The following is a 25,155-nucleotide window of genomic DNA, read 5'->3' on the forward strand; positions in this document are numbered from 1 at the left end:
CTCTCGCGACGCGGCCGAGCTGCGCGAGCGGCTCTCCAGCTACCAGCGCGGCATCCACCGGGCGCGCGGCGCCCACGCGCCCGCCGCACCCGAACCGACGGGCCCCGACCTGCGCGGCGCGAACTGGCGGATCTCCGCCGACACCGACCCCGCCGAGGTCGCCGACGGCGGGCTGCCCCGGCGCACCCCGCGCGAACGGCTGCTGCCCGGCAGCCTCGACGAGGCCCGCGCGCAGTCGGGCGGCCCGCTGATGGAGCGCGACGCCGCGGCGCTGCGCTCCCGGCTGGGCAGCCTGCAGCGGGGCATCGGCCGCGGCCGGGAGAGCCTCGCCCGGCGCGGCGGGCCCGAGGACCCGGAACCCGGACGTGGGTGGACCTGACCCGGTGCGCACCCAGAACACAGTGAAGACGAGGAATGGAGCACGATGACGACCACGCAGTCCAAGCCGAGCCAGTTCGGGTGGCTGGTGAACGACTTCGCCGAGCGGGTCACCGGTGTCGCGCACGCGGTGGTGGTCTCCGCGGACGGGTTGCTGCTGACGTCCTCGTCGCGGCTCCCGATCGACCGCGCCGACCAGTTGGCGGCGGTCGCCTCCGGGGTGATCAGCCTGACCCAGGGCGCGGCCCGCTGCTTCGAGGCGGGCGCGGTCAAGGAGACCGTGGTGGAGATGGAGCGCGGCATCATGCTCCTGATGGCGATCAGCGACGGCTCCTGCCTGGCCATCCTGGCCGCCCCCACCTGCGACATCGGGCAGGTCGCCTACGAGATGACCCTGCTGGTCGACCGGGTCGGGCAGATCCTCACCCCGGAGCTGCGGGCCGCGCTGCAGGGCTCCTCCGGTCGGATGGTCCGGCAGCCTGCGTGAGGCCGGCATGAACGACATCCCCGACGTGGGCTTCGCCGAGCTGCTGAACGGCTTCACGTTCGGCGGCCAGGACCGGCGCAGACCGCCCCGCACCGAGGTGGCGACCCCACCCGACCCGCCGCCGGTCCCCGAGCGCGGCGCGGTGGAGCCGCAGTGGCCGGGCACCGAGCCGGAACCGGCGTTCGTCCCGGAACCGGAGTTCACCCCGGAGCCGCAGGAGCAGTCGTCGATCGTGCGGCCCTACGCCTGGACCAGGGGCCGCACCCGCTCCACCTTCGAGCTGCGGGTGGAGACCATGGTCTCCACCAGCGACCGGGCCGCCGACGCGGCCGCGTTCGCCGAGTCCGAGCACCGGGCGATCGCCAGGCTGTGCCACGAGCCGCGGTCGGTCGCCGAGGTCGCCACCCTGATGGGCGCCCCCCTGGGCGTCGCCAAGGTCCTGCTGGGCGACATGGCCCAGCTCGGGCTGGTCACCGTGCACAAGACAGCCACCGGTGGCGCCAACCGCGCGCACCTGGTGTTGATGGAAAGGGTACTCAGTGGACTCCGTCGGCTATGAGGACACGGCGGCCCCGACGCTGACCTCGGTCAAGATCGTCGTCGCCGGTGGCTTCGGCGCGGGCAAGACCACCTTCGTCGGTGCGGTGTCGGAGATCGTCCCCCTCACCACCGAGGCGGTGATGACCAGCGCCAGCACCGACATCGACGACACCACGGCCACCCCGGAGAAGACCACCACCACGGTGGCCATGGACTTCGGCCGCGTCTCGCTGGACTCCGACCTCATCCTGTACCTGTTCGGCACCCCCGGTCAGCAGCGCTTCTGGTTCATGTGGGACGACCTGGTCCGCGGTGCCATCGGCGCGGTGGTCCTGGCCGACACCCGGCGGCTGGCGGACTCCTTCTCCCCGATCGACTTCTTCGAGGAGCGCGAACTGCCCTACGTCATCGGCCTCAACTGCTTCGACGGCGTCCTCAACCACGACCTCGAAGAGGTCCGCGACGCCCTCGCCATCTCCCCGGAGGTCCCCATCATCGCCTGCGACGCGCGGGACCGGGCGAGCGTCAAGCAGACCCTCATCACCATGGTCGAGTACGCCATGCAGCGCTGGGTCACCCTCCACGGCGCGGGCGTCTCCTGACCGGGTGACCCGGCGGGCCGGGGGAGCGGTCCCGCTCATCCGCGGCCTGCCACCGGGTCCACCGCGTGGACCCGGGGTCACGACACGCGGGAGCGCAGGGCGACCAGGCCGGTGATGAACGCCTCCAGGGCCAGTTCGAAGCTCTCCGCGTCGATCTCGTCGGCGTGGTCGCGGAGGCGGTGGGCCTGGTCGAGGTGGGGGTAGCGGTCCACGTAGACCTGCACGTCGTCCTCGAAGCCGCGGGAGAACGACGACATGGCCGCGCCCAGGACGAGGTACTTGGTGGAGGCGCCGATCATCGTCGCGTAGCGGGGTGGCCAGCCCGCGCGGACCAGGCCGCCGTGGACGGCGTCGGCGCGTTGCAGGGCGGTTTCGCGGCGGGCGGGGCCCGCGGCGAGGACCGGGACGAGGTTCGGGTGGGCGGCGAGGGCCGCGCGGTAGGAGCGGGCCCAGGTGCGCAGGCCCGCCTGCCAGTCCGTCCCGGCGAAGTCGGAGACGTCCACCGTGGACATCACCGAGTCGGCGACGTCCTGCAGGAGTTCGTCCTTGGTGCGGTAGTGGCTGTAGAGCGACGCCGCCTGCACGCCGAGCCCGCTCGCCAGCTTGCGCATCGACAGGCCGTCGAGGCCTGCGGCGTCGACGACCTCGAGGGCGTGCTCGCGGATGCGCGTGCGGCTCAGCAGCGGTGTGGTCGGCCGTGGCACTGGTTCGCTGTCTCCCCGATCACGCCCGCGCCCTGTTGCACCGGGGTTGGCGGCATCCTATCCTGACTAAACCTAACACCGTATGGTTTAGCGACGGGAGACGTGATGGATCTGGCCCTCACCGGCGAGCAGCAGGCGCTGTGGGACCTCGCCAGGGACTTCATCGACCGCGAGGTCGTGCCCCACTCCCGCGAGTGGGACCGGCGCGAGGCGGTCGACCGCGACATCGTCGGCAAGCTGGGCGCGGTCGGTTTCCTGGGCATGACGATCCCGGAGGAGTACGGCGGCTCCGGCGGCGACAACCTCAGCTACTGCCTGATGATGGAGGAGCTGGGCCGCGGCGACTCGGCGATCCGGGGCATCGTCAGCGTCTCCCTCGGCCTGGTCGGCAAGTCCATCGACAAGTGGGGCACCGAGGAGCAGAAGCGGCACTGGCTGCCGCGCATCTCCTCCGGCGAGTCGCTGGCCTGCTTCGGCCTGACCGAGCCCGACACCGGCTCCGACGCGGGCAACCTGTCCACCAAGGCCGTCCGCGAGGGTGACGACTACGTCATCACCGGCTCGAAGATGTTCATCACCAACGGCACCTGGGCCGACGTCGCCCTCGTCTTCGCCCGCACCGGCGGTCCCGGCGCCAAGGGGGTCAGCGCCTTCCTGGTGCCGACCGACGCCCCCGGTTTCGAGCACCGCGAGATCAAGGGCAAGCTCGGCCTGCGCGGCCAGTCGACCGGTGAGCTGATCCTCGACGGTGTGCGCGTCCCCGCCTCCGCCCGCCTCGGCGACGAGGGGGTCGGGTTCAAGATCGCCATGACCGCGCTGGACAAGGGCCGCATGTCCGTGGCCGCCGGGTGCGTCGGGCTGGCCAAGGGCGCGCTGGAGGCCAGCGTCAAGTACGCCCTGGAGCGCACCCAGTTCGGCAAGCCCATCGCCGGTTACCAACTGGTGCAGGAGATGCTGGCCGACATGGCGGTCAACACCGACGCCGCCCGGCTGCTGGTGTGGCGGGTCGCCGACCTGATCGAGCGCGGCCTGCCCTTCGGCACCGCCGCCTCGATGGCCAAGCTCTACGCCAGCGAGAACGCCGTCACCGCCGCCAACCTCGCCATCCAGGTCTTCGGCGGCTACGGCTACCTCGACGAGTACCCGGTGGCGAAGTACCTGCGCGACGCCCGCGTGATGACCCTCTACGAGGGCACCACCCAGATCCAGAAGCTGCTGATCGGCCGCGCGCTGACCGGCATCAACGCCTTCGTGTGAGGAGTGAGCCGTGGATTTCTCCCTGAGCGGGGAAGAGCAGTCGGTCCGCGACTGGGTGCGCACCTTCGTGCGCAAGGAGATCCAGCCGCTGGAGCAGGAGGTGCTGCGCCGCGAACGCGCCAACCAGCCCGGCCTGACCCACGACGTCCTGGTGGAGTTGCAGGACAAGGCCAAGGCGTCGGGCTTCTGGGGCGTGCAGACGCCCGAGGAGTACGGCGGCATGGGCCTGGGCGCGGTGATGTCGGCGCTGCTGGAGGCCGAGCTGGGCCGCTCGTTCGTCCAGTTCCGCTTCGGCGGCCACGCCGACAACATCCTCTACTACGCCAACGACGAGCAGAAGCAGCGCTACCTGCTGCCCACGCTCTCCGGTGAGCGCCGCTCCTGCTTCGCCATCACCGAACCCGGCGCGGGCTCCGACGCCAGGGCGATCCGCACCAGCGCCCGCCAGGACGGCACCGACTGGATCATCAACGGCGAGAAGACCTTCATCACCGGCGGCAACGAGGCCGACTTCACCATGGTCTTCGCGGTCACGGATCGGGAAAAGGGTGCCAACGGCGGTGTGACCTGCTTCCTGGTCGACCGGGACCAGGGGTGGCGCTCGGAGTACATCGACACCATGGGCGAGTGGGGTCCGGCCGCGCTGGTCTTCGAGGACGTCCGGGTGCCGAAGGAGAACGTCCTCGGCGAGGTCGGCCGCGGCTTCGAGCTGGCGATGAAGTGGATCGGCCGCGGCCGGTACATGCTGCCCGCCCGCGCCCTGGGCGCCTGCGAGCGCCTGGTGCAGATGGCGGTGGAGCACGCCAACACCCGGGTCACCTTCGGCGAGCCGATCGCCAACCGCCAGGCCATCCAGTGGATGATCGCGGACTCCGCCGTGGAGATCGAGGCCCTGCGCTGGCTGGTGCTGCACGCGGCCTGGGTGGTCGACCAGGGCAAGGACTCCCGGCACGTGCAGTCCATCGCCAAGCTCTACGGCGGGCAGAAGGCCAACGAGATCGTCGACCGCGTCCTGCAGATCCACGGCGGGATGGGCTACACCCGGGAACTGCCGGTCGAGCGCTGGTACCGGGAGCTGCGGCTGCTGCGCATCTACGAGGGCACCGACGAGATCCAGCGCCGCACCATCGCCCGCAACATCCTCAAGGGCCACGCCAGTATTTCCGGCACCCTGGGCTAAGACGCAGCTCACCCCCCGCGCTCCGCCGGTGTGGTGGAGCATGGGGCGGCGACACCCCCACAGCAGCAACGGATCCGAGGAGTGACATGGTCAGGGCAGCCGTTTTGTCCGAGCAGGGCAAACCGCTGGAGGTCACCGACATCGTGCTGCCCGAGCCGGGGCCCGGCCGGGTGCGGGTGAAGGTCGTCGCCGCGGGGGTGTGCCACTCGGACCTGTCGCTGTCCAACGGAACGCTGCGCCAGCAGGTCCCCGCGGTCCTCGGCCACGAGGGCGCGGGCGTCGTCACCGCCGTCGGCGAGGGCGTCACCCGGGTGGCCCCCGGCGACCACGTGCTGCTCAACTGGGCGCCGCCGTGCCGCGAGTGCTGGTTCTGCGACAACGGCGAGCCGTGGCTGTGCGCGCACAACTCCGATGCCGCGGCGGTCCCGCACGGCACCCTCGCCGACGGCACCGACCTCTACCCCGGCCTGGGCGCGGGCGCCTTCGCCGAGGAGACCATCGTCCCCGAGCGCGGCGCGGTGAAGATCCCCGACGACGTGCCGCTGGAGCAGGCGGCCGTCCTGGGCTGCGCGGTCCTCACCGGGGCGGGCGCGGTCTTCAACACCGCCAAGGTGCGGCCGGGCCAGGCCGTGGTCGTCGTCGGTGTGGGCGGCATCGGCCTGTCCGTGCTCCAGGCGGCGCGGATCGCGGGCGCGGACCCGATCATCGCCGTCGACGTGCACGCCGAGAAGGCCGAGTTGGCCACGGCCCAGGGCGCGACGCACTTCCTGGTGTCCGACGAGACCACGGTGAAGGCGGTCCGCAAGCTCACCGGCGGCCGCGGCGCCGACGTCTCCTTCGAGTGCGTCGGCATCCCCGCCACCATCCGCACCGCCTGGTCGGCCAGCCGCCGCGGCGGGCACGTGGTGGTGGTCGGCGTGGGCAGCGCCAAGGCCGTGGTCGAGTTCAGCGCCCTGGAGCTGTACTGGCAGGGCCGCAGCCTCACCGGCTGCCTGTTCGGCTCCACCGACCCCGACGTCGACGTCGCGCTGCTGCTCGACCTCGTCGCCGAGGGCAAGCTCGACCTGGGCAGCCTGGTCACCACCACGACCGACCTCGACGGCGTGGAGCAGGCCTTCGAGGACATGCGCCAGGGCAAGGGCGGCCGGACGCTGATCCGCTTCTGAACACCCGTCCTCGGAGCCGGGTGCCCGGCTCCGAGGACGCGGCCCTCAGCCCATCGGGCAGCCGCGCAGCCCCGCCGGGATGGCCAGCGGGGTGGCGCGACCGCCGGTCAGCATCCGGGCGCTGGTCTTCAACAGCACACCGCCCGCCTTGTCCAGCACCGCCCGGGCCACCCGGTTGTTGTCCTCGGCCCGCTCCAGCGCCCGCAGCGCCCGCACGCCGCCGCCGACCACCCGGTTCCAGCCGGGGGAGTTCGGGACGCCCACCATGTCGGCGATCTCGTGGCCGATGGTCTGGCGCACCATCGCGGGCACCACCCCGTCGAACGCCCGCCCCGGCACGAAGTCCTGGTACAGCGCGAGGATCTGCGCGGTCAGCTCGGTGCCCTCCGGCGACGGGCTGAACCCGCCGTCGAGCAGCACCGCGTTCAGCTCGTCCGCCTCGGCGAAGGTCTCCGGCAGCACGTCCTCGCGGATGCCCAGCATCGCCCCGGCCACCCGCCACACGTGCCAGTAGTCCTCGGCCTCCTGCTCGGTGACCGACACCCCGATCCGGCGCATCCCGTGCACCACCCGCACGGAGAAGATCAGCAGCGCGCCGAGCAGGTCGCGCTGGCAGACCGGCGTGCCGTCCGCCGCCGCGTCCCAGTCCGGGGAGCGGGAGACCATGTACCGGACCGCGGCGTGGATGAGGCGGGTCTTCTGGATCGTCGGCACGAAGGCGCCGCCGTCGCCGAACGGGTCCACGGCCATCATGTTCAGCACGAACTGCGAGGTCTCGGCGAGCCTGCGGTGCGGCTGGTTGAGCCGGTGGGTGGCGGTCAGCACCTTCGCGGGCACCTCCTGGGCGTAGCACTCGACCATCGCCCCGTAGGACAGCACCGACGCCACGTGCGCGCCGTCGTCGACGAAGAACTCCCGCGCCCCGGCCACCCGGTCCGCGTCCAGCCAGGCGGGCGGCACGTCGGTGGCCACCAGGTACTCGCGCACCCGCGGCGGCAGGTTCTCCGGGATGGCCTGGGCGTTGCCGCGGAACTCGGACAGGACCGCGTTGACCCGGTCGATCTCGCCGGTGGTCATCAGGTCCTCGATGACGGAGTCGGCGAGCGGATCACCCTCGTGGCGTAGCGCGTTCAATCGTTCAGTGGTGAGCACGTGCGGAGTGTAGGCGCACTGTGACGGACTGCACGTTCCCTCTATCGAGTGAGCCACTGCGTGCGTGTCGCTGTTGCCAAGCAATGGCGTTAGCACCTCCTGCGCAATAGGCTCGGCCGGTCCCGTCCCCGCCCTGGAGGTGCCATGACCACCTCGGTCGCCATGCACATGAGCGACGGCCTGCTGAACTCGCCGACCACCCTGCTGTTCATCGGCGTCGCCGTGGTCGGGGTCGGGTTCGCGGCCGTGCGTGCCCGCGCCGACCTCGACGACCGGACCGCCCCGATGGCCGGGCTGGTCGCCGCGTTCGTCTTCGCCACCCAGATGCTCAACTTCCCGGTGCTCGCGGGCGTGTCCGGGCACCTGCTCGGCGGGGCGCTCGCGGCGATCCTGGTCGGGCCGTGGGTCGGCGCGCTGTGCGTGTCGATCGTGCTGGTCGTGCAGGCGCTGGTGTTCTCCGACGGCGGGCTGAGCGCGATCGGCGCCAACATCACCAACATGGCCCTGATCGGCACCGCGGCGGGCTTCCTCGTCGCGCTGGGGCTCAAGCGGTTCGCCGCGCGCGGCCGGACCGGGCTGGTCGCGGTGGCGTTCGTGGCCGCGCTGGTCAACACCGTGGTCGCCTCGCTCGGGTTCGTGCTGGAGTTCGCCATCGGCGGCGACGCGGCGTTCGACCTGGGCACCGTGGCCGCGACGATCCTCGGCGTGCACGTGCTGATCGGCATCGGCGAGGGCGTGATCACCGCGCTGACCGTCGGCGCGGTCGCGGCGGTGCGGCCGGACCTGGTGTACCTGTTGCGCGGCACCCAGAAGCCGCTGGAGCTGCGCGGGAAGGCGGCGGCGTGACCACGAAGTCCAGGCGCAACACCGGTTTCCTGCTCGGTTTCCTGCTGATCGCGCTCGTGCTCGCGGGCGGGGTGTCCTACTTCGCCGACTCCGACCCCGACGGCCTCGACCACGCCACCCTCCAGGGCTGCGAGGTGCGGGAGACGCCCGAGGGCGAGGAACTCCTCGGCGACTGCATCGCGCAGAACGCCCAGGACCACAAGCTCGCAGGCAGCCCGTTCGCCGACTACGCCGTCAACGGCGACGAGGGGCTCTCCGGCCTGGCCGGGGTGTTCGGCGTGGTGGTGACGCTGGTGCTCGCCGGTGGCCTGTTCTGGGTGCTGCGCAAGCGGTCCGCGGAGCAGTAGCGGTGGGTGCGGGTCACGCGCACCTGCTGCACCGCCCCGGTGACACCGCCGTGCACCGGCTGCCCGCGCAGGTCAAGGTCGTCGCCGCGCTCGCCGTGGTGCTGTGCGTGGTGTCCACCCCGCGCGGGGAGTTCCCGGCGTTCGGGCTGTACCTGCTGCTGCTGGCCTGCGTGTGGGTGCTCGCCCGCATCCCGCCGGGGTGGTTGGCGAAGCGGGCGCTGATCGAGGCGCCGTTCGTCGTGCTGGCCGTGGTGCTGCCGTTCACCGCGGGCGGGCCGACCGTGGGGCTGCTGGGGTTGCGGCTGTCGGAGACCGGGCTGCTGGCGGGCTGGAACATCCTCGTCAAGGGCACCCTCGGCGTGCTGGTGTCGCTGACCCTGTCGGCCACCACCTCGCCCAGGGACCTGCTCGTCGGGTTGCAGCGCCTGCGGGTGCCCGCCCTGGTCATCACCATCGCCACGCTCATGCTGCGCTACCTGGAGGTCATCTCCGCCGAGGCGGGCCGGATGCGGGTCGCCCGCATCTGCCGCGGCCACGACCCGCGCTTCCTCTGGCAGGCCGGGGCCACCGCCCGCGCCGTCGGCACCCTGTTCATCCGCAGCTACGAGCGCGGCGAACGGGTCCACCTGGCGATGGTCTCGCGCGGCTGGACCGGCACCATGCCCGACGCCGGGCGGGCCGCCGCACCCCGGGTCTGGCTCGCGGGCCTGGTCCCCGCGGTGGGCGCCGTCCTCGTCCTGGGGACCACACTGTGGGTGTGATGCCGGAGACCGCCGCGGACGGTGACGCCGCGACCCCGACCGACCGCCCGCCCGCGCTGCTGGTGGAGGGCCTGGCCTACGCCTACCCCGACGGGCACCAGGCGCTGTTCGGCATCGACCTGCGGGTCGAGCCGGGGGAGCGGGTCGCCGTGCTCGGCCCCAACGGCGCGGGGAAGACCACGCTGGTGCTGCACCTCAACGGCGTGCACACCGCGGGGGCCGGGCGGGTGGCGGTCGCCGGGCTGCCGGTGGCCAAGGCGAACCTGCGCGAGATCCGCCGCCGGGTCGGCATCGTCTTCCAGGACCCCGACGACCAGCTGTTCATGCCGACCGTCCGCGAGGACGTGGCGTTCGGGCCGGCCAACTTCGGCCTGCGCGGCGCCGAACTCGACGCCAGGGTGGCCGCGGCGCTGGCCGCGGTCGGCATGGCCGAGCACGCCGACCGCTCGCCGATGCACCTGTCCGGCGGGCAGCGGCGGCGGGTGGCGCTGGCCACGGTGCTGGCCTGCGACCCGGAGGTCCTCGTCCTCGACGAGCCCTCGGCGAACCTGGAGCCGGTCGCCCGGCGCGAACTCGCCGAGGTGCTCCTGGGCCTGGGCCGCACCACGCTCATGGTCACCCACGACCTGCCCTACGCGTTGCAGCTGTGCCCGCGCAGCGTGCTCGTCGACGAGGGCGTGGTGGTCGCGGACGGCCCCACCCGGGAGCTGCTGGCCGACACCGCGCTGCTCGCGGCGCACCGGCTGGAGCTGCCGTTCGGCTTCAGGCTGGACTGACCGCCCGTCCGCCGGTTAGGTTGACCCCACACAAGCGAATATCGGGCCGTCACGAGCCAGGGCGGGAGAGCCTCCAGCGCGAGCTGGGGCACCGAAGGAGCAAACTCCCCGGAATCTCTCAGGTACAGCTACCGTCCTCAGGCCAGGCCACTCTGGAAAGCAGGCGCTTCCGCGCCTCACCCACGGTGCAAGCCGCCCCCGGGCGGTGAAGCTCTCAGGTCACATGACAGAGGGGGAGTTCCCGATCCGGAAGCGGAGGAACTCCTGCATGCCCGCGCTCGTCCCCACCTCGGCCCCCGCGCCGCCCCGCCCCCGGTTGTCCACAGGACCCGGGCGACAGCGGGCGGAGTTGTCCACAGGCCGCGCACCTGTCCTCCCGAACTCGCGCCGTCCGTGCCACGCTGCTTGTGGACGGTCGAGCACCCCCGCCCGGCCGAAGGAGAACGGACTTCCATGAGCACACCCTCCCCGCTGCACGCGGTGCACGAGGCCCTCGGCGCCTCGTTCACCGACTTCGCAGGCTGGGCGATGCCCCTGCGCTACGGCAGCGAACTGGCCGAGCACAAGGCGGTGCGCACGGCTGCGGGCCTGTTCGACCTCAGCCACATGGGCGAGATCGAGCTGACCGGCCCGGAGGCCGCCGCCGCCCTGGACTACGCCCTGGTGGGCAAGCTGTCCGCGGTGAAGCCGGGCCGCGCGCGCTACACCATGATCTGCGCCGAGTCCGGCGGCGTCCTCGACGACCTGGTGGTCTACCGGCTCGCCGCGGACCGGTACCTGGTCGTGGCGAACGCCTCCAACACCGCCGTGGTGGCCGCCGAGCTCCTCTCGCGGGCCGCGGCCTTCGACGTCGAGGTCGTCGACCGCTCCGCCGAGACCGCGCTGATCGCCGTGCAGGGGCCGAACTCGGCGGCGATCGTGCGCGAGGTCACCGGCGCCGACCTGGACGCGCTGCCGTACTACGCCAGCGTCGCGGCGACCGCGGCCGGGCACGACGTGCTGCTGGCCCGCACCGGCTACACCGGCGAGGACGGCTTCGAGCTCTACGTCGACGGCGCCCTGGCCACCGACGTGTGGCGGGCGCTGACCGCGGCCGGGGAGGGTCGCGGGCTCGTCCCGGCCGGGCTGGCCTGTCGCGACACGCTGCGGCTGGAGGCCGGGATGCCGCTCTACGGCAACGAGCTGAACGCGGAGCTGACGCCGTTCGACGCCGCCCTGGGCCGGGTCGTGAAGTTCGACAAGGGGGACTTCGTCGGGCGGGCGGCGCTGGAGCGCAGGCGCGACGCCGACGTGGAGGACAAGGTGCTGGTGGGCCTGGTCACCACCGGCAAGCGCGCCCCCCGGCCCGGGTACGCGGTGCTCGACGCGGCCGGGAACCGGGTCGGTACGGTCACCAGCGGCGCCCTCTCGCCGACCCTCGGCCACCCGGTCGCGCTGGCCTACGTCCCGGCGGCCGCCAGTGCACCGGGCACCGCGCTGTCGGTCGACGTCCGGGGTACGGCCCTCCCGGTCGAGGTCGTCGAGCTGCCCTTCTACCAGCGTCCCGCCTAGCAGGAGATCGAGAACGAGATGAGCATCCCGGAGAACCTCGGCTACACCGAGGAGCACGAGTGGGTCGACCTGGGCGGCCCCACCGCCACGGTGGGGGTGACGAAGTACGCCGCCGACTCCCTCGGCGACGTCGTCTTCGTGCAGCTACCCGAGGTCGGCGCCACCGTCGAGGTGGGCGAGGCGTGCGGCGAGATCGAGTCGACCAAGTCCGTCAGCGAGCTGTACGCGCCGGTCTCCGGCGAGGTCGTCGAGGTCAACGACGCGGTGGTGGACAGCCCCGAGCACGTCAACCTCGACCCGTTCGGCGACGGCTGGCTGTTCCGGGTGCAGGTGACCGGCACCCCCGAGCTGCTCACCGCCACCGAGTACGCCGCGCTGATCGCCGAGACGGACTGAGGGAGACCACGATGAGCACGTTCGCACAGCCGCTGGCCGAGGTCGACCCGGAGGTCTCCGCCGCCGTCGACGCCGAGCTGCGCCGCCAGCAGGACACCCTGGAGATGATTGCCTCCGAGAACTTCGCCCCGCTCGGGGTGCTCCAGGCCCAGGGCTCGGTCCTGACCAACAAGTACGCCGAGGGCTACCCCGGCAAGCGCTACTACGGCGGCTGCGAGCACGTCGACGTGATCGAGCAGCTCGCCATCGACCGGGTGAAGGCGCTCTTCGGCGCCGAGCACGCCAACGTGCAGCCGCACTCGGGCGCGCAGGCCAACGCCGCGGCGATGGTCTCGGTGCTCAAGCCCGGTGACACCATCCTCGGGCTGGACCTGGCCCACGGCGGTCACCTCACGCACGGCATGAAGATCAACTTCTCCGGCAAGCTCTACAACGTCGCCGCCTACCACGTCGACAAGGAGACCGGCCTGGTCGACATGGCCGAGGTCGAGCGCCTGGCCCAGGAGCACAGGCCGCAACTGGTCATCGCGGGCTGGTCGGCCTACCCGCGCCAGCTCGACTTCGCCGAGTTCCGCCGCATCGCCGACTCGGTGGGCGCCAAGCTCATGGTCGACATGGCGCACTTCGCCGGTCTGGTCGCCGCGGGCCTGCACCCGAGCCCGGTGCCGCACGCCGACCTGGTCACCACCACCACGCACAAGACCCTCGGCGGTCCGCGCGGTGGGGTGATCCTGTCCACCCGGGAGCTGGCCAAGAAGGTCAACTCGGCGGTGTTCCCCGGCCAGCAGGGCGGCCCGCTGGAGCACGTGATCGCGGCCAAGGCGGTGGCCTTCAAGATCGCCGCCACCGAGGAGTTCGCCGAGCGGCAGCGCCGCGTGCTGGAAGGCGCGCGCATCCTGGCCGACCGGCTCTCCGCGCCCGACGCCACCGCGGCGGGCGTCAAGGTGTCCTCCGGGGGCACCGACGTGCACCTGGTCCTGGTCGACCTGGTGGACTCCGAGCTCGACGGCCAGCAGGCCGAGGACCGCCTGCACGGCATCGGCATCACCGTCAACCGCAACGCCGTCCCGTTCGACCCCCGGCCGCCGATGGTGACCTCGGGCCTGCGGATCGGCACCCCGGCGCTGGCCACCCGCGGCTTCGATGCCGAGGACTTCGCCGAGGTCGCCGACATCATCGCCGTCGCGCTGCGGCCCGACTTCGACGAGGAGACCAGCTCCGCGCTGCGCGACCGCGTGGCCCTGCTGGTCAAGCGCCGCCCGCTCTACCCCGAGCTGGGCTAGGGGCTTGTCCTGCGAGCCCGTGTTCGCGATAGCCGCGCCGGATGCGGCCCCTGGCGGCACGGGACGAGGACACCGATACAACCCCGGTATCGGCGCCCTCGTCCCGCACCACCAGGAACCACCCCGATCACGACTCTCATCGAACGAGACTCACAGGACAAGCCCAGCCGACGGACAGCGGCGGGACCGCGACCCGGTCCCGCCGCCGCGCCGTCATGACACACCGAGGAGAAACGTCGTGGCGGTCAGCGTCTTCGACCTGTTCAGCGTCGGCATCGGGCCGTCCAGCTCGCACACTGTGGGCCCGATGCGCGCCGCCCTGATCTTCGCCGACGGCCTGCGCGCCGCCGGGCTGCTCGACCGGGTCGCCCGGGTCCGCGCCGAGCTGTTCGGCTCGCTCGGCGCCACCGGGCACGGCCACGGCAGCGACAAGGCGGTGCTGCTCGGCCTGGAGGGCGAACGGCCCGAGGACGTCGACACCGGCGCGGTGCCCACCCGGGTCGCGGCGATCCGGGCCGCGGCCGAGCTGCGGCTGCTGGGCACCCACCCGATCGCCTTCACCGAGGACACCGACCTGGTGATGCACCGCCGCAAGGCGTTGCCGCTGCACCCCAACGGCATGACCTTCGCCGCCTTCGACGCGGCGGGGGAGCGGCTGGCCGAGCGCACCTACTACTCGGTGGGCGGCGGCTTCGTGCTCGACCAGGAGGCCGCCGACGGGCCGGTGATCTCCGCCGACACCACCCCGGTGCCGTACCCGTTCCGCACCGGCGCCGACCTGCTCGCGCACTGCGCCGCGCACGGGCTGACCGTCGCCGAGGTGATGCTGGCCAACGAACTGGTGTGGCGCACCGAGGCCGAGGTCCGCGCGGGCCTGCTCGACATCTGGCAGGTCATGCGCGACTGCGTGGAGGCCGGGTGCGCGCGCGACGGCGTCCTGCCCGGCGGCCTCAAGGTCCCGCGCCGCGCCAGGGCGCTGCACGAGAAGCTGCTCGCCGAGGACGGCGCGGGCGACCCGCTCTACGTCATGGACTGGGTGAGCCTCTACGCGCTCGCGGTCAACGAGGAGAACGCCTCCGGCGGCCGGGTCGTCACCGCGCCCACCAACGGCGCCGCGGGCATCATCCCCGCCGTCCTGCACTACTACACCCGGTTCATCCCCACCGCCACGCTCGACGGCGTGGTCGACTTCCTGCTCACCGCCGCCGCGATCGGCGTGGTGCTCAAGGAGACCGGGTCCATCTCCGGTGCCGAGGTGGGCTGCCAGGGGGAGGTCGGTTCCGCCTGCGCCATGGCCGCGGCGGGCCTCACCGCCGTGCTCGGCGGCACCGTCGCCCAGGTCGAGAACGCCGCCGAGATCGGCCTGGAGCACCACCTCGGCCTGACCTGCGACCCGGTCGGCGGGCTGGTGCAGATCCCGTGCATCGAGCGCAATGCGGTCGGGTCGACCAAGGCCATCAACGCCTCCCGGATGGCGCTGCGCGGCGACGGCACGCACATCGTCCACCTGGACAAGGTGATCAAGACCATGCGCCAGACCGGCGCGGACATGCACACCAAGTACAAGGAGACAGCGCGCGGGGGCCTGGCCCTGAACGTCATCGAGTGCTGAGCCCACCCGGTCGCCCACCGCGGGCGGAGTCGGTCAGGACGCCTCCCGCCTGCCCGACCCGGCCGCGGCCACCGCGTCCCGCAGCTCGTCGCGGGTCATCTTGGAGCGGCCCTTGACGTCCAGCTCGCGGGCCATCTTCTCCAGCTCCGCCTTGCTCAGCCCGTCCAGGTCCACCGACGGCTCCTCCGACGACCCCGCCGACGGCTTGGCCGGGCCCCCGCCCTCCCGGCGCTTCTTGCGGCTCTCCACGCTCTTGCTCAGCGCCTCGAACAGGTCGACCACCTTCGTCGGGCTGCTCGGCGCCTCCTCGGTGACGATCTCGCGGCCCTGGCGCTTGTCCTCGATGAGCTGCTCGACCCGCTGGGTGTAGGTGTCGTGGTAGTCCTCCGGCGACCACTCCTCGGTCATCGACTCGATCAGGGTGACCGCCATGTCCAGCTCCCGGCCGCGCGCCGGGGTGATCTCCGGCATCGACTTGAGCTCGTCGGCCGGGTCGCGGATGTCCTCGGGGAACAGCAGCGTGGTCAGCATCAGCAGGTCGCCGCCCGCGCGCACCGCGGTCAGGTACTCCTTGCCGCGCATGACAAAACCGGCGATCCCGGCCCGGTTGGTCTTGCGCATCGCCTGCAGCAGCAGGCTGTAGGCCTTGCCGTACTCGTCCTTGGCCGGGGCCAGCCAGTAGGTCTTCTGGAAGTGGATCGGGTCGATCTCGTCGAGGTCGACGAACGCGGTGATGTCGATCGTGCGCGAGCGGCCGGGTGCGATCTGGTCCAGCTCGTCCGGTTCGACGATCACGTACTCGCCGCCGCCGACCTCCGCGCCCTTGACGATGTCGGCGTAGGCGACCTCCGCGCCGGTGCGCTCGTTGACCCGCCTGTACCGGATCCGGTCCGAGGTGCCCCGCTCGAACTGCCGGAAGCTGACGGTGTGGTCCTCGGTCGCACCGAACATGTCGACCGGGACCGTCACCAGCCCGAAGTTGATCGCTCCGTGCCATATGGGTCGCGCCACGTCACCCTCCCGGGGCCGCTCCGGTTGTCGGCTCCAGTGTGACCCACGACCACCGGGAAAGTCCTGTTCAACGGCCTGCCGGAAAAACAACGCACAGTTCGTTTGACGCCGCAACCGGTTGGGTAACTCGGGCTCAACCAGCAACGAGGGGAGCCCCGCCATGAGCGACGTCTCACGCCTGCCCGGTCCGATCGCGGACACGTGGGACTGGCAGCGGCACGGGTCGTGCCGGGGCATGGACAGCGCCCGCTTCTTCCACCCGGACTCCGAGCGCGGCCAGGCCAGGGCCGCCAGGGTCCGCACGGCCAAGGAGATCTGCCAGGGCTGCCCGGTGCTGGCGCAGTGCCGCGAGCACGCGCTGACCGTGGTGGAGCCCTACGGCATCTGGGGCGGCCTGGACGAGGCCGAGCGCCGCGCCGCGTACGCCGCCCGCACCCGCGTGAGCAAAGCGGGCGCCCGGGTCTGACCCGAGGACACGGGAGCCGGGACCGACATCGGTCCCGGCTCCTCCGCGCGGCCCCCGGACGACGGCCTAACCCTTGCCGGGCTCCTCGACCAGACCGGTGCGCAGCGTCTCCAGCGTCTTGGTCAGCAGCCTCGACACGTGCATCTGCGACACGCCGATCCGCTCGGCGATCTGCGTCTGGGTCATGTTCTTGAAGAACCGCAGCAGCAGGATCGTGCGCTCGCGCTCGGGCAGCCGCTCGATCAGCGGGCGCAGCGACTCGTGGTCCTCGATGCCCAGCAGCCCGGCATCGTCCTCGCCGAGCGTGTCCGCCAGCGGGTCCGAGCCCGGCTCGCCCGCCGACAGCGCCTCGTCCAGCGAGACCGACTGGTAGACCTGCCCGGCCTCCAGCCCCTCGTAGACGTCCTCCTTGGGGATGTCCAGGTGGGCGGCGATCTCGCTCGGCGTCGGCGCCCGGCCCAGCCGCTGCGACAGCTCGTTGCCCGCCGCGGAGATCGTCAGGTGCAGCTCCTTGAGCCGCCGGGGCACCCGCACCGACCAGGCGGTGTCGCGGAAGTACCGGCGCACCTCGCCCATGATCGTGGGCACCGCGTAGGACAGGAAGTCGATCCCGCGCGCGGGGTCGAACCGGTCCACGGCGTTGATCAGCCCCACGGTCCCCACCTGCACCAGGTCCTCGCGGGCGACGCCGCGGTGGGAGAAGCGGGTGGCGATGTGCTCGGCCAGCGGCAGGTGCCCGGTGACCAGGGCGTCGCGCACCGCCTCGCGGCGCGGGTCACCCGGGGGCAGCTCGGCCAGCTCGGCGAACTTCGGCGCCAGGTGGGTGTACTCGTGGGTGCCCGATCCCTCGGGCGCGGTGGGGGCGGCACTCATGCGGTACCCCCCGTCCGGCCTCTGGCTATGTAGATGTGCAGGGTCGGTTGGCCGTCGGGTCCCGGGCCCGCCCAGGAGTCCACCCGGTCGGTCAGCGTGGTGAGCACCCGCCAGCCGAAGGAGGAGGTGTCGACCACGACCTCGGCGGCGGTGGTGGCCACCGCCTCGAAGCACACCAGGTCGCCGTCGCGGACGAACGAGCACTCCAGCTCGCTGCCCGGCACCGCCCGGGTGATCAGGGTCGAGCACACCTCGTCGACGGCGAGCTTGAAGTCGGAGATCGCGTCGATGTCGTGGTCCTGCAGCGCGGCCACGGTGCCCGCCACGGACCGCACGACCGGCAGGTTCAGCAGGTCGGCAGCGAACCGCAGCCTGATCCGGTCGTCGACCGCGGGCGTGAAACCGGCCTGCGCCGCCGTTCCCGCCCGGTTGTCGGGCACCCCGCCCTCGTACACCCCGCGATCGCTGTCGGTCATCGTGCTCGAACTCCCATCCTCTGCTCGGCTCACCCTGCCGGGCGGCCGCTCCATCGTCGCAGGCCCACCCCGACCCCCGCCCCCCAAGGGGGCGCCCGCAGGGCTCACCGGCGCTCGCCCGCGATCGGGCCGAGCACCTCGTACGGCGGGACCCAGCCCCGGTCGAGCAGCAGCCGGTACAGCTCGTGCACGGCCCGGGACCTGGCCGCGTCGTCCTCGGCGGCCACCAGCGCCCGCACCGCGGCGAGCAGCCCGGGGTCGGCGCGCATCGCGTCCGCGTCCGCGTCGGCCTCCGGCCCGGTCTCGTCCGCGCCGGTCTTGCGCCGCAGGTACGCCTCCAGCGGCTCGGCGCCCGGCTCGGCGAACATGCCCACCACCAGGTGGGCCACCCGGTGCAGCTTGGTGTTGTACTGCTGCGACAGCCGGACCAGCGCCTCGAACGCCTCGTCCGGCGAGCAGCGGCGCAACACCACCAGCACGCCCATGGCCTGCTCGATGGTGGCCCTGGTGCGCAGGGCCCGCCGCAGACCGTCCAGTTCAGACCGCAACTGGTCGACGGCACCGTCATTCCCGTCGGTCATCGGCGCGCACCACCGCGTTCCGGACCGCCGCGCTCTGGGCCGCGCACCGGCGATCTTCGCGCCGCACTGCCCATCCTCGCTCCTCCTGGCTCGAATCCCGGTCTGTTGCCGTGGGTTCGCGCGGGCGAGGAGGACGCGTCGGACAGCGCCGACGCGGGTGCGGGCCGGGCAACACGCAGCTACTCGCTTCACGCGAGCGCCGGATCCGCCACTGGTGTCGTCCCCGACGCGCTGCGGCTGCTTGCTCAACCGCTCCGCACCACTCTAAAGATCACGCCGAGGCGGGCACAAGGCAGGGTCCCGCCGCCCGGCCTGCGGGGCGCCCGGAGCCCCTCTACGGTGGGTTGCGCAAGCCGCACGACGAGACGAGAACGCGACCGGAGGGCGAACCCCGGCCCCGGTCGACACGGAAAGGAGCCAGTACATGCTGGCGGTGACGGAAGCGGCAGCGGACGCGATCAGCGCCCTGACCCAGCAGGACGGGATCGCCGACGAGGGCGGTCTGCGCTTCACCCTCGTGGAACCCGAGCAGCCCGACGGTGCGCCGCTCGCGGTGGCCCTGGCCCCGGCGCCCACCGACGGCGACCAGGTGGTGAGCCCGAAACCCCAGGCCAACGTGTTCCTGGAGCCGGGAGCGGCCGACCTGTTGTCGGACAAGGTGCTCGACGTCCAGCAGGACGACGAGGGGCACCTGAACTTCGCGGTGCTGGAACAGCCCGCGACGGGCTGAAGTTCCGCGCGGTGCCGCAGTGCGAGATAGGCCACCATCGCACGGTCGGGTGATTGAATCCACCCGTCCTGGGTATTTCCCCCGTCAGGGTGGGCGAGACCAGGAGGCTGATGTGCTGCACGAACTGTCGGCGAGTACTTCCACGGCGACCATCCCCGCGACCCCGTTGTGGCGCGGGCTGGACTACGGCCCCGGCATCGTGGTGCTGGCACCCCGGGACGGGGAGCCCGAGGTCCCGTCGGCGTGGCAGCCGCTGGAGCAGCGCTACCAGCTCGCCTGGTGCGCGGTCCCCGACGAGGTGGAGCTGCTGCACCGGGTCGAGGACGTGCTGGAGACGCTCGCCGACCGCAACACCCGCACGCACGTCGTGGCGCACGCCGCGCTGGTGGACGTCGCCGTCCGCCTGGTCGCGGAGTTCCCCGGCACCGTGCGCGGGATCGTCCTGGTCGGCTCGGGCCCCGAGCCCGGGCCGACCGGGGTCCCGGTGCGCCGCGTGGCCGCCGGTGCGGCGGACCTGTCCGACGCGGCCGTGGTCCGCGAGGTCCGGCGGGCGCTGGAGGCCGGGGACGACGTCGAGCCCCCGCACCTGCGGCTGAACGTGCCGTTCGCCCGGTCCGGTGCTGCCTCTGTGCTCACGAGCCCGTACGCACCGTCGACGGCCGCCCGCGGCTGAGGCGCCCCGCCCGCGCCGGACCGGCGCGGGCAATATCGTGGGGGCATGAGCACACACTTCGACGTGGTCGTCCTCGGCGCGGGACCCGGCGGGTACGTCGCGGCGATCCGCGCCACCCAGCTGGGGCTGTCCGCGGCCGTCATCGAGGAGAAGTACTGGGGCGGGGTCTGCCTCAACGTCGGCTGCATCCCGTCGAAGGCCCTGCTGCGCAACGCCGAACTCGCCCACCTGGTGCAGCACGAAGCCGAGGCGTTCGGCATCGAGAACGCCGGCGGGGTCCGCTTCGACTACGGCGCCGCGTACCGCCGCAGCCGCTCGGTCGCCGAGGGCCGGGTCAAGGGCGTGCACTACCTGATGAAGAAGAACGGCATCAAGCAGTTCGAGGGCCGGGGCACCTTCACCGACGCCAACACCATCGAGGTGGCGTTGGGCGACGGCGGCACCGAGACGGTCACCTTCGACCACGCGATCATCGCCGCGGGCGCCACCACCAGGCTGCTGCCCGGCACGTCGCTGTCGGAGCGGGTGGTGACCTACGAGGAGCAGATCCTCGCCGACTCCCTGCCGGAGAGCATCGTCATCGCCGGTGCGGGCGCGATCGGCGTCGAGTTCGCCTACGTCCTGCACAACTACGGCGTCAAGGTCACCATCGTCGAGTTCCTCGACCGCGTCGTCCCGCTGGAGGACGTGGAGGTGTCGAAGGAGCTGGCCCGCCGCTACAAGAAGCTGGGCATCGACATCCGCGTCGGCACCCGCGTGGAGAAGATCGACGACTCCGGCGACAAGGTCCGGGTCACGGTGTCGAAGAACGGCACCGAGGAGGTCCTGGAGACCGACAAGGTCATGCAGGCCATCGGCTTCCAGCCCCGGGTCGAGGGCTACGGCCTGGACAAGACCGGGGTGGAGCTGACCGAGCGCGGCGCCATCGCCGTCGACGGCCGCTGCCGCACCTCCGTCCCGCACATCTTCGCCATCGGCGACGTCACCGCCAAGCTCATGCTGGCCCACGCCGCGGAGTCCATGGGCGTCATCGCCGCCGAGACCATCGCCGACGCGGAGACCATGGAGCTGGACTACGCCATGATCCCGCGCGCCACCTACTGCCAGCCGCAGATCGCCAGCTTCGGCTACACCGAGGCCCAGGCCAGGGAGAAGGGCTACGACGTCCAGGTCGCGAAGTTCCCCTTCACGGCCAACGGCAAGGCCCACGGCCTCGCCGACCCGGTCGGCTTCGTCAAGCTGATCAGCGACAAGAAGTACGGCGAACTCCTCGGCGGGCACCTGATCGGCCCGGAGGTGACCGAGCTGCTGCCGGAGCTGACCCTGGCCCAGCAGTGGGACCTCACGGTGCACGAGGTGGCCCGCAACGTCCACGCCCACCCCACCCTGGGCGAGGCCGTGAAGGAGGCCGTCCACGGCCTGGCCGGGCACATGATCAACATGTAGTCCGACCGGCTCGACGCGTCCAACGACCCCCGGGGAGCAGTGCGCCCGGGGGTCGTTCGGTTTTCTTGTGCTCGATTGAGTTGCGCACAACTCAATCGAGGGCTACTGTTCTTCTCGTACCCGAAACGAGGAGGTAGCTGTGAAGGCTCTGTACGAGGCGCAGGCGACGGCGACCGGTGACGGCCGAGGCGGGCACGTGCGCTCGTCCGACGGCGTGGTCGACACCGACCTGTCGGTGCCCAAGGGGCTGGGCGGTCCCGGTGGGGACAAGACCAACCCGGAGCAACTGTTCGCCGCCGGGTACGCCGCCTGCTTCCACGGCGCGCTGCAGGTCGTGGCGCGTCAGGCGAAGCAGAAGATCGACGGGTCGCAGGTCGCTGCGAAGGTGGGCATCGGGTCCCTCGACACCGGTGGGTTCGGCCTTGAGGTCGCCCTGGAGGTGACCATCCCCGGTCTGGACAAGGACACCGCCCGGGAGCTGGTGGAGAAGGCGCACCAGGTGTGCCCGTACTCCAACGCCACCCGTGGGAACATCGACGTTCAGCTGACCGTGGCCTGAACAGGAGCATGTGATGACCGAGCGTGACGCCGTTCGGCTGGAGCAGCAGCTCTGCTTCGCGCTGTACTCGGCGTCACGTGCGATGACCACCTGCTACCGGCCGCTGCTGGAGGACCTGGGGCTCACCTACCCGCAGTACCTGGTGATGCTGGCCCTCCTCGAACGCGACCCGGTGACGGTCAAGGACCTCGGCGCCGTGCTGCGCCTGGACTCAGGCACCCTGTCGCCGCTGCTCAAGCGGATGGCGGCGGCGGGGTTGCTGACCCGGTCGCGCAGCGCGGCCGACGAGCGGAGCGTGGTCGTGTCGCTGACCGAGGCGGGGGAGGCGTTGCGGGAGCGGATCGCTGAGGTGCCTGCCGGGGTCCTGGCGGCTTCGGGGAGTTCGCTGGAGCAGATCATGGCGTTGCAGGCTGATGTGACGGCGTTCCTGGCTCGGATGGAGCGCGTTGCCGAGGAGCCTTCTTAGACCTGGTCTCAAACCTCAAGGGTGTGTCACTGCGTAGCCTGCCGGTCCTGGTCGTCGATCGTGGGCAGTCATGGCGAAGACGACGCAGCAGCGGCGGGTCGACGACCGGCTCTGGGAGCTGATCGAACCCCTGATCCCGTCCCGACCAGCGCCGCGCGGTCCGGGTGGGCGGCCCCGGATCGATGACCGTGCCGCGCTGGAGGGGATCTTGTTGGTGCTCGACACAGGCTGCCGCCTGCGAGACCTACCCGAGCAGCTCGGATGCGGTTCCGGGCACACCGCGTGGCGGCGGTTACGTGAGTCGTCGGACGCACCATCTCCTGGCTGCTGCGGTTCAAACGCCTCGGGCTGCGCTACGACCGGACCGAACGCACCACACTGGCGCTACTCACGCCGGCCTGCACCATGATCGAGGTCCGCAGGCTCATAAAGATCGAGCACTCTCGTCGGGAAGTGATCAGCCATCGGTGGGGCAGCCTCTTCAGAGGCGTTCGACGCGGTCGGCCTGCGGGCCCCGGTCGCTCTGACGCACCGCGTACCGGACCCGGTCGCCCTTCTGCAGCGGCTCCGACCCCATGATCACGGACGCGTGGGCGAAGAGATCGTTGCCGCCTGCGTCCGGGGTGATGAAGCCGAAGCCGCGGTCGCCGTCGTAGCGCGCGACGACGCCCTCGCCGCCTCGTGCGGGCACGTCCCGCGCGGCCTGCCCTGCGGCCGCGGCAGGTGCCGACCGCTGCGGCGCCGTCTGGGGCTCGGCGCCCCGGACCAGGTGCACGTCGCGGGCCTGCGGGCCCTTGTCTCCACTGGCCACCTCGTAGGCGACGCGGTCGCCCTCCGCGAGCCACGTCAGCCCCTCGGCCAGGGCCCGGGCGTGAACGAAGATGTCCCCGGCGCCGGAGTCGGGGTTGATGAAGCCGAAGCCCTTGTCCTCGTCGTACCAGGCCACCGTGCCGTCGGCACCGTCTGCGCTACCGGCCGCAGCGGGTGAGCCTGCCCCTGCTCCCAGCGGGATCACGTGCCCGGCCTGCGGGCCGCGCTCGCCTTCGACGATCAGGAAGGCCACCCGCTGCCCCTCGGTGACCACGCCGCCGGTCACGATGGCGGAGCTGTGCACGAAGATGTCGGCGCCGCCGCCGTCCGGCGACGCGAAGCCGTACCCCTTGCCCGGCTCGTACCAGTTGATGGTGCCGAGCAGGCCCACGGCGCTGCCGGTGGCCGCATCGGCGGTGACGCGAACGCGCAGCGCCTGGGGCCCGCGGTCGTTCTCGCCGACCTCGAACACGACGGCCTGACCCTCGCGGAGCATTTTCGCGCCGCCGTCCTCGACGATCTCGGAGGCGTGCACGAACACGTCCGGCGAGCCGTCCTCGGGCGCGAGGAAGCCGAAACCCCGTTCGGCGTCGAACCAACGGACGGTCCCTTGCGGCATCGAAGGCTCCAGGTCGAGAGGGCGGGTACTGGCCCCCAGTCTCTCTGACGGGCTTCCGGTCCGTCGGGCCGGGTCCACAGGCGGGCGGTGCGGAGCCAGGGGCGGGCCGTCGGTTCACCTGGCGACACGCCGAGTTGAGACCGGGTTTTGGCGCTTTCTGGTGGCCCCGCATCCGCTTGGCCGTTCCCAGCTCCAAAGGCGCCGGTCGTTTGGGTGGTGGTGCCCGGGTGGGGCTGAAGAGATGCCTCACAGCCCAGGCAGGCTTGCACATGATCGCTACCCCCACCCAAGCACATCCACCCACCCGGGCATTTCCGTAGCCGGGTCGGCGGTTGGCGGGGTGGTCGGTAGCTGCGCCCAATGGGTTAGGTGTGGCCGGCCGCCCGGCCGGTGGCCGGGCCGGCTGGGTCTCGACCATATGGCTGGTTGTGCTCACTTTTGGCTGTCGGCGGGAGGCCCGCCCCTGGTTGGGGGCGGGCCTTCGGCGTAAGTTCGTCGGTATGCGAATCTTGAGCAGGCTGACCGTGGTGTGGGGTCTGGCTCTCCTCGTGATGGTGCTGCCCACGCCCTGGTGAGCCGGGCCCGGCCGCTACTGGCCGAGGAAGTCGAGCAGCAGGTGGTGGAAGTCCGCTGGGCGTTCCAGGTTCACCATGTGGCCCGCGCCGGGGACGACCTCCGCCCGCGCTGCGGGTGCGGCTGCGGCGATGCGGTCGGCGGCGCCGTGGATGTCGGTCGAGTCCTGGTCGCCGACCACCAGCAGGGTGGGTGCTGCCAGGTCGGCGAGTCGGTCCCAGGCGCCGACCTCGGTGGCGAATCGCCCCCCGCCGGGGGCGTGGTGGGTGAAGTTCGCCGTGGCGATCGTGGCGCACCGGGTGCGGACAGCCGGGTCGACCTCGGTGGGGGAGCGGTGGGGGCCGTCCACCCACATGCGCAGGAAGCACTTCGCGATCACCGCGGGATCCCCGCCGGATTCGCCGATGCGGCGCAGGTGCTCCAGCACGAACGGGTCCTGGAACGCCATCCCGCTGATGCCGGGGGCGACCAGCACCAGGCGCTCCACCTGGTCCGGGTGGGTCAGGGTGAAGTCGATGGCGGTGCGCGCCCCCAGGGAGAGGCCCACCAGCGTTGCGCTCGGCAGTTCCAGGGCGCGCAGCAGGGTGTGCAGGTCCTCGTGGTGGGCGAAGGGGGTGGTGGGGGTCGAGGAGTTCCCGTGGCCTCGGGCGTCGTAGCGGATGACCGTGTGGTTCGGGGCCAGGAGCGCTGACTCCGCGTCCCACGTGCTCCGGTCCAGGGCGCCGCCGTGCAGCAGGACCACCGGGGTGCCCGTGCCCCGCAGTTCGAAGGCGAGTTCCCCGCCGGGTACCCGGGCCTTGCCGGTGAACCGCCTGTCGATCGCCACGGGCCGCT

The 25,155-nt window shown here is 72.0% G+C and carries 29 protein-coding genes, 1 pseudogene and 1 riboswitch; of the genes and pseudogenes, 22 read left to right on the forward strand and 8 right to left on the reverse strand.

The features are described from left to right. The 4 genes from L6E12_RS00245 to L6E12_RS00260 all read left to right on the forward strand — a co-directional run. A partial coding sequence (locus L6E12_RS00245; RefSeq protein WP_236225809.1) for a hypothetical protein occupies positions 1 to 379 on the forward strand: 379 nt, incomplete at its 5' end. A 45-nt stretch (positions 380 to 424) separates the two neighbouring features. Beyond that, entirely contained in the window at positions 425 to 865 is a 441-nt protein-coding gene (locus L6E12_RS00250; protein WP_035288587.1) for a roadblock/LC7 domain-containing protein, read from the forward strand. 7 nt (positions 866 to 872) lie between these two features. Then, a complete protein-coding gene (locus L6E12_RS00255) occupies positions 873 to 1,424 on the forward strand; it encodes a DUF742 domain-containing protein (RefSeq protein WP_236225810.1) in 552 nt (183 codons plus the stop codon). Further along, positions 1,405 to 2,007 (forward strand): ATP/GTP-binding protein, encoded by a 603-nt coding sequence (locus L6E12_RS00260; RefSeq protein WP_236225811.1) that lies wholly within the window; start codon positions 1,405 to 1,407, stop codon positions 2,005 to 2,007. Before L6E12_RS00255 ends, L6E12_RS00260 begins: the two co-directional genes overlap by 20 nt. A 77-nt stretch (positions 2,008 to 2,084) precedes the next feature. On the opposite strand, the gene L6E12_RS00265 is transcribed toward L6E12_RS00260, so the two are convergent. Further along, the gene (locus tag L6E12_RS00265) at positions 2,085 to 2,711 is read right to left on the reverse strand and encodes a TetR/AcrR family transcriptional regulator (protein ID WP_236225812.1); all 627 of its coding nucleotides are present in this window, start codon (positions 2,709 to 2,711) and stop codon (positions 2,085 to 2,087) included. 105 nt (positions 2,712 to 2,816) lie between these two features. Between L6E12_RS00265 and L6E12_RS00270 the strand changes: the two genes are divergently transcribed. The 3 genes from L6E12_RS00270 to L6E12_RS00280 all read left to right on the forward strand — a co-directional run bounded on the left by L6E12_RS00270 (position 2,817) and on the right by L6E12_RS00280 (position 6,314). Then, complete coding sequence (locus L6E12_RS00270; RefSeq protein WP_035288592.1) at positions 2,817 to 3,968, forward strand: acyl-CoA dehydrogenase family protein; 1,152 nt, start codon at positions 2,817 to 2,819, stop codon at positions 3,966 to 3,968. Positions 3,969 to 3,978: 10 nt separating this feature from the next. Further along, a complete protein-coding gene (locus L6E12_RS00275; protein ID WP_236225813.1) occupies positions 3,979 to 5,148 on the forward strand; it encodes an acyl-CoA dehydrogenase family protein in 1,170 nt (389 codons plus the stop codon). Positions 5,149 to 5,234: 86 nt separating this feature from the next. Then, a complete protein-coding gene (locus tag L6E12_RS00280; RefSeq protein WP_236225814.1) occupies positions 5,235 to 6,314 on the forward strand; it encodes a zinc-binding dehydrogenase in 1,080 nt (359 codons plus the stop codon). Between the two features lie 45 nt (positions 6,315 to 6,359). Here L6E12_RS00280 and L6E12_RS00285 read toward each other — a convergent pair whose 3' ends face one another. Then, the gene (locus tag L6E12_RS00285) at positions 6,360 to 7,466 is read right to left on the reverse strand and encodes an oxygenase MpaB family protein (protein ID WP_236225815.1); all 1,107 of its coding nucleotides are present in this window, start codon (positions 7,464 to 7,466) and stop codon (positions 6,360 to 6,362) included. 144 nt (positions 7,467 to 7,610) lie between these two features. Between L6E12_RS00285 and L6E12_RS00290 the strand changes: the two genes are divergently transcribed. The 8 genes from L6E12_RS00290 to L6E12_RS00325 all read left to right on the forward strand — a co-directional run bounded on the left by L6E12_RS00290 (position 7,611) and on the right by L6E12_RS00325 (position 15,038). Next, complete coding sequence (locus L6E12_RS00290) at positions 7,611 to 8,312, forward strand: energy-coupling factor ABC transporter permease (protein WP_236225816.1); 702 nt, start codon at positions 7,611 to 7,613, stop codon at positions 8,310 to 8,312. Next, a complete protein-coding gene (locus L6E12_RS00295) occupies positions 8,309 to 8,659 on the forward strand; it encodes a PDGLE domain-containing protein (protein WP_236225817.1) in 351 nt (116 codons plus the stop codon). The genes L6E12_RS00290 and L6E12_RS00295 overlap by 4 nt, the downstream gene beginning before the upstream one ends. 2 nt (positions 8,660 to 8,661) lie before the next feature. Further along, complete coding sequence (gene cbiQ / locus L6E12_RS00300) at positions 8,662 to 9,420, forward strand: cobalt ECF transporter T component CbiQ (protein WP_236225818.1); 759 nt, start codon at positions 8,662 to 8,664, stop codon at positions 9,418 to 9,420. Then, positions 9,420 to 10,196, forward strand: a complete 777-nt coding sequence (locus L6E12_RS00305; RefSeq protein ID WP_236225819.1) for an energy-coupling factor ABC transporter ATP-binding protein — start codon at positions 9,420 to 9,422, stop codon at positions 10,194 to 10,196. Before cbiQ ends, L6E12_RS00305 begins: the two co-directional genes overlap by 1 nt. A 142-nt stretch (positions 10,197 to 10,338) precedes the next feature. Further along, positions 10,339 to 10,436: riboswitch (glycine riboswitch) on the forward strand. 213 nt (positions 10,437 to 10,649) lie between these two features. Further along, a complete protein-coding gene (gene gcvT / locus L6E12_RS00310; RefSeq protein ID WP_236225820.1) occupies positions 10,650 to 11,747 on the forward strand; it encodes a glycine cleavage system aminomethyltransferase GcvT in 1,098 nt (365 codons plus the stop codon). Positions 11,748 to 11,765: 18 nt separating this feature from the next. Continuing rightward, a complete protein-coding gene (gene gcvH / locus L6E12_RS00315) occupies positions 11,766 to 12,143 on the forward strand; it encodes a glycine cleavage system protein GcvH (protein ID WP_236225821.1) in 378 nt (125 codons plus the stop codon). Positions 12,144 to 12,154: 11 nt separating this feature from the next. Further along, the gene (glyA, locus tag L6E12_RS00320; protein WP_236225822.1) at positions 12,155 to 13,426 is read left to right on the forward strand and encodes a serine hydroxymethyltransferase; all 1,272 of its coding nucleotides are present in this window, start codon (positions 12,155 to 12,157) and stop codon (positions 13,424 to 13,426) included. A 238-nt stretch (positions 13,427 to 13,664) separates the two neighbouring features. Continuing rightward, positions 13,665 to 15,038 carry an L-serine ammonia-lyase gene (locus L6E12_RS00325; RefSeq protein WP_236225823.1) on the forward strand — a complete coding sequence of 458 codons (1,374 nt, stop codon included), beginning with the start codon at positions 13,665 to 13,667 and terminating at the stop codon, positions 15,036 to 15,038. Between the two features lie 33 nt (positions 15,039 to 15,071). Here the strand turns inward: L6E12_RS00325 and L6E12_RS00330 are convergent, their stop codons facing one another. Beyond that, positions 15,072 to 16,049 (reverse strand): Ku protein, encoded by a 978-nt coding sequence (locus tag L6E12_RS00330; RefSeq protein WP_236225824.1) that lies wholly within the window; start codon positions 16,047 to 16,049, stop codon positions 15,072 to 15,074. A gap of 160 nt (positions 16,050 to 16,209) precedes the next feature. Between L6E12_RS00330 and L6E12_RS00335 the strand changes: the two genes are divergently transcribed. Then, complete coding sequence (locus tag L6E12_RS00335; RefSeq protein ID WP_236225825.1) at positions 16,210 to 16,515, forward strand: WhiB family transcriptional regulator; 306 nt, start codon at positions 16,210 to 16,212, stop codon at positions 16,513 to 16,515. 66 nt (positions 16,516 to 16,581) lie between these two features. Here the strand turns inward: L6E12_RS00335 and L6E12_RS00340 are convergent, their stop codons facing one another. The 3 genes from L6E12_RS00340 to L6E12_RS00350 form a co-directional block, all read right to left on the reverse strand. After that, complete coding sequence (locus tag L6E12_RS00340) at positions 16,582 to 17,388, reverse strand: SigB/SigF/SigG family RNA polymerase sigma factor (protein ID WP_236225826.1); 807 nt, start codon at positions 17,386 to 17,388, stop codon at positions 16,582 to 16,584. Beyond that, complete coding sequence (locus L6E12_RS00345; RefSeq protein WP_236225827.1) at positions 17,385 to 17,864, reverse strand: ATP-binding protein; 480 nt, start codon at positions 17,862 to 17,864, stop codon at positions 17,385 to 17,387. Before L6E12_RS00345 ends, L6E12_RS00340 begins: the two co-directional genes overlap by 4 nt. 104 nt (positions 17,865 to 17,968) lie before the next feature. Further along, the gene (locus L6E12_RS00350) at positions 17,969 to 18,445 is read right to left on the reverse strand and encodes an ANTAR domain-containing protein (RefSeq protein WP_236225828.1); all 477 of its coding nucleotides are present in this window, start codon (positions 18,443 to 18,445) and stop codon (positions 17,969 to 17,971) included. Positions 18,446 to 18,869: 424 nt separating this feature from the next. Here L6E12_RS00350 and L6E12_RS00355 point away from each other — a divergent pair, with 424 nt between their 5' ends. From L6E12_RS00355 to L6E12_RS00380, 6 genes and pseudogenes are all read left to right on the forward strand, one after another. Beyond that, a complete protein-coding gene (locus L6E12_RS00355) occupies positions 18,870 to 19,175 on the forward strand; it encodes a hypothetical protein (protein WP_035283112.1) in 306 nt (101 codons plus the stop codon). A 112-nt stretch (positions 19,176 to 19,287) separates the two neighbouring features. Further along, positions 19,288 to 19,848, forward strand: a complete 561-nt coding sequence (locus tag L6E12_RS00360) for a hypothetical protein (RefSeq protein WP_236225829.1) — start codon at positions 19,288 to 19,290, stop codon at positions 19,846 to 19,848. 45 nt (positions 19,849 to 19,893) lie between these two features. After that, positions 19,894 to 21,294 carry a dihydrolipoyl dehydrogenase gene (lpdA, locus tag L6E12_RS00365; RefSeq protein ID WP_236225830.1) on the forward strand — a complete coding sequence of 467 codons (1,401 nt, stop codon included), beginning with the start codon at positions 19,894 to 19,896 and terminating at the stop codon, positions 21,292 to 21,294. A 139-nt stretch (positions 21,295 to 21,433) separates the two neighbouring features. Further along, positions 21,434 to 21,853 (forward strand): organic hydroperoxide resistance protein, encoded by a 420-nt coding sequence (locus L6E12_RS00370; RefSeq protein ID WP_236225831.1) that lies wholly within the window; start codon positions 21,434 to 21,436, stop codon positions 21,851 to 21,853. A 13-nt stretch (positions 21,854 to 21,866) separates the two neighbouring features. Then, on the forward strand, positions 21,867 to 22,319 hold the full coding sequence (locus L6E12_RS00375; RefSeq protein WP_236225832.1) for a MarR family winged helix-turn-helix transcriptional regulator: 453 nt from the start codon (positions 21,867 to 21,869) through the stop codon (positions 22,317 to 22,319). 70 nt (positions 22,320 to 22,389) lie between these two features. Beyond that, a pseudogene (locus tag L6E12_RS00380) lies at positions 22,390 to 22,620 on the forward strand (transposase); the annotation flags it as partial. Positions 22,621 to 22,800: 180 nt separating this feature from the next. Here L6E12_RS00380 and L6E12_RS34975 read toward each other — a convergent pair. Both L6E12_RS34975 and L6E12_RS00400 read right to left on the reverse strand, forming a co-directional pair. Further along, positions 22,801 to 23,748 carry a cold shock domain-containing protein gene (locus tag L6E12_RS34975; protein ID WP_304523838.1) on the reverse strand — a complete coding sequence of 316 codons (948 nt, stop codon included), beginning with the start codon at positions 23,746 to 23,748 and terminating at the stop codon, positions 22,801 to 22,803. A 589-nt stretch (positions 23,749 to 24,337) separates the two neighbouring features. Beyond that, a complete protein-coding gene (locus L6E12_RS00400) occupies positions 24,338 to 25,147 on the reverse strand; it encodes an alpha/beta fold hydrolase (RefSeq protein ID WP_236225833.1) in 810 nt (269 codons plus the stop codon). Positions 25,148 to 25,155 lie beyond the last annotated feature (8 nt).

Source organism: Actinokineospora sp. PR83, from assembly GCF_021056305.1.
Classification (GTDB): Bacteria; Actinomycetota; Actinomycetes; order Mycobacteriales; family Pseudonocardiaceae; genus Actinokineospora; species Actinokineospora spheciospongiae.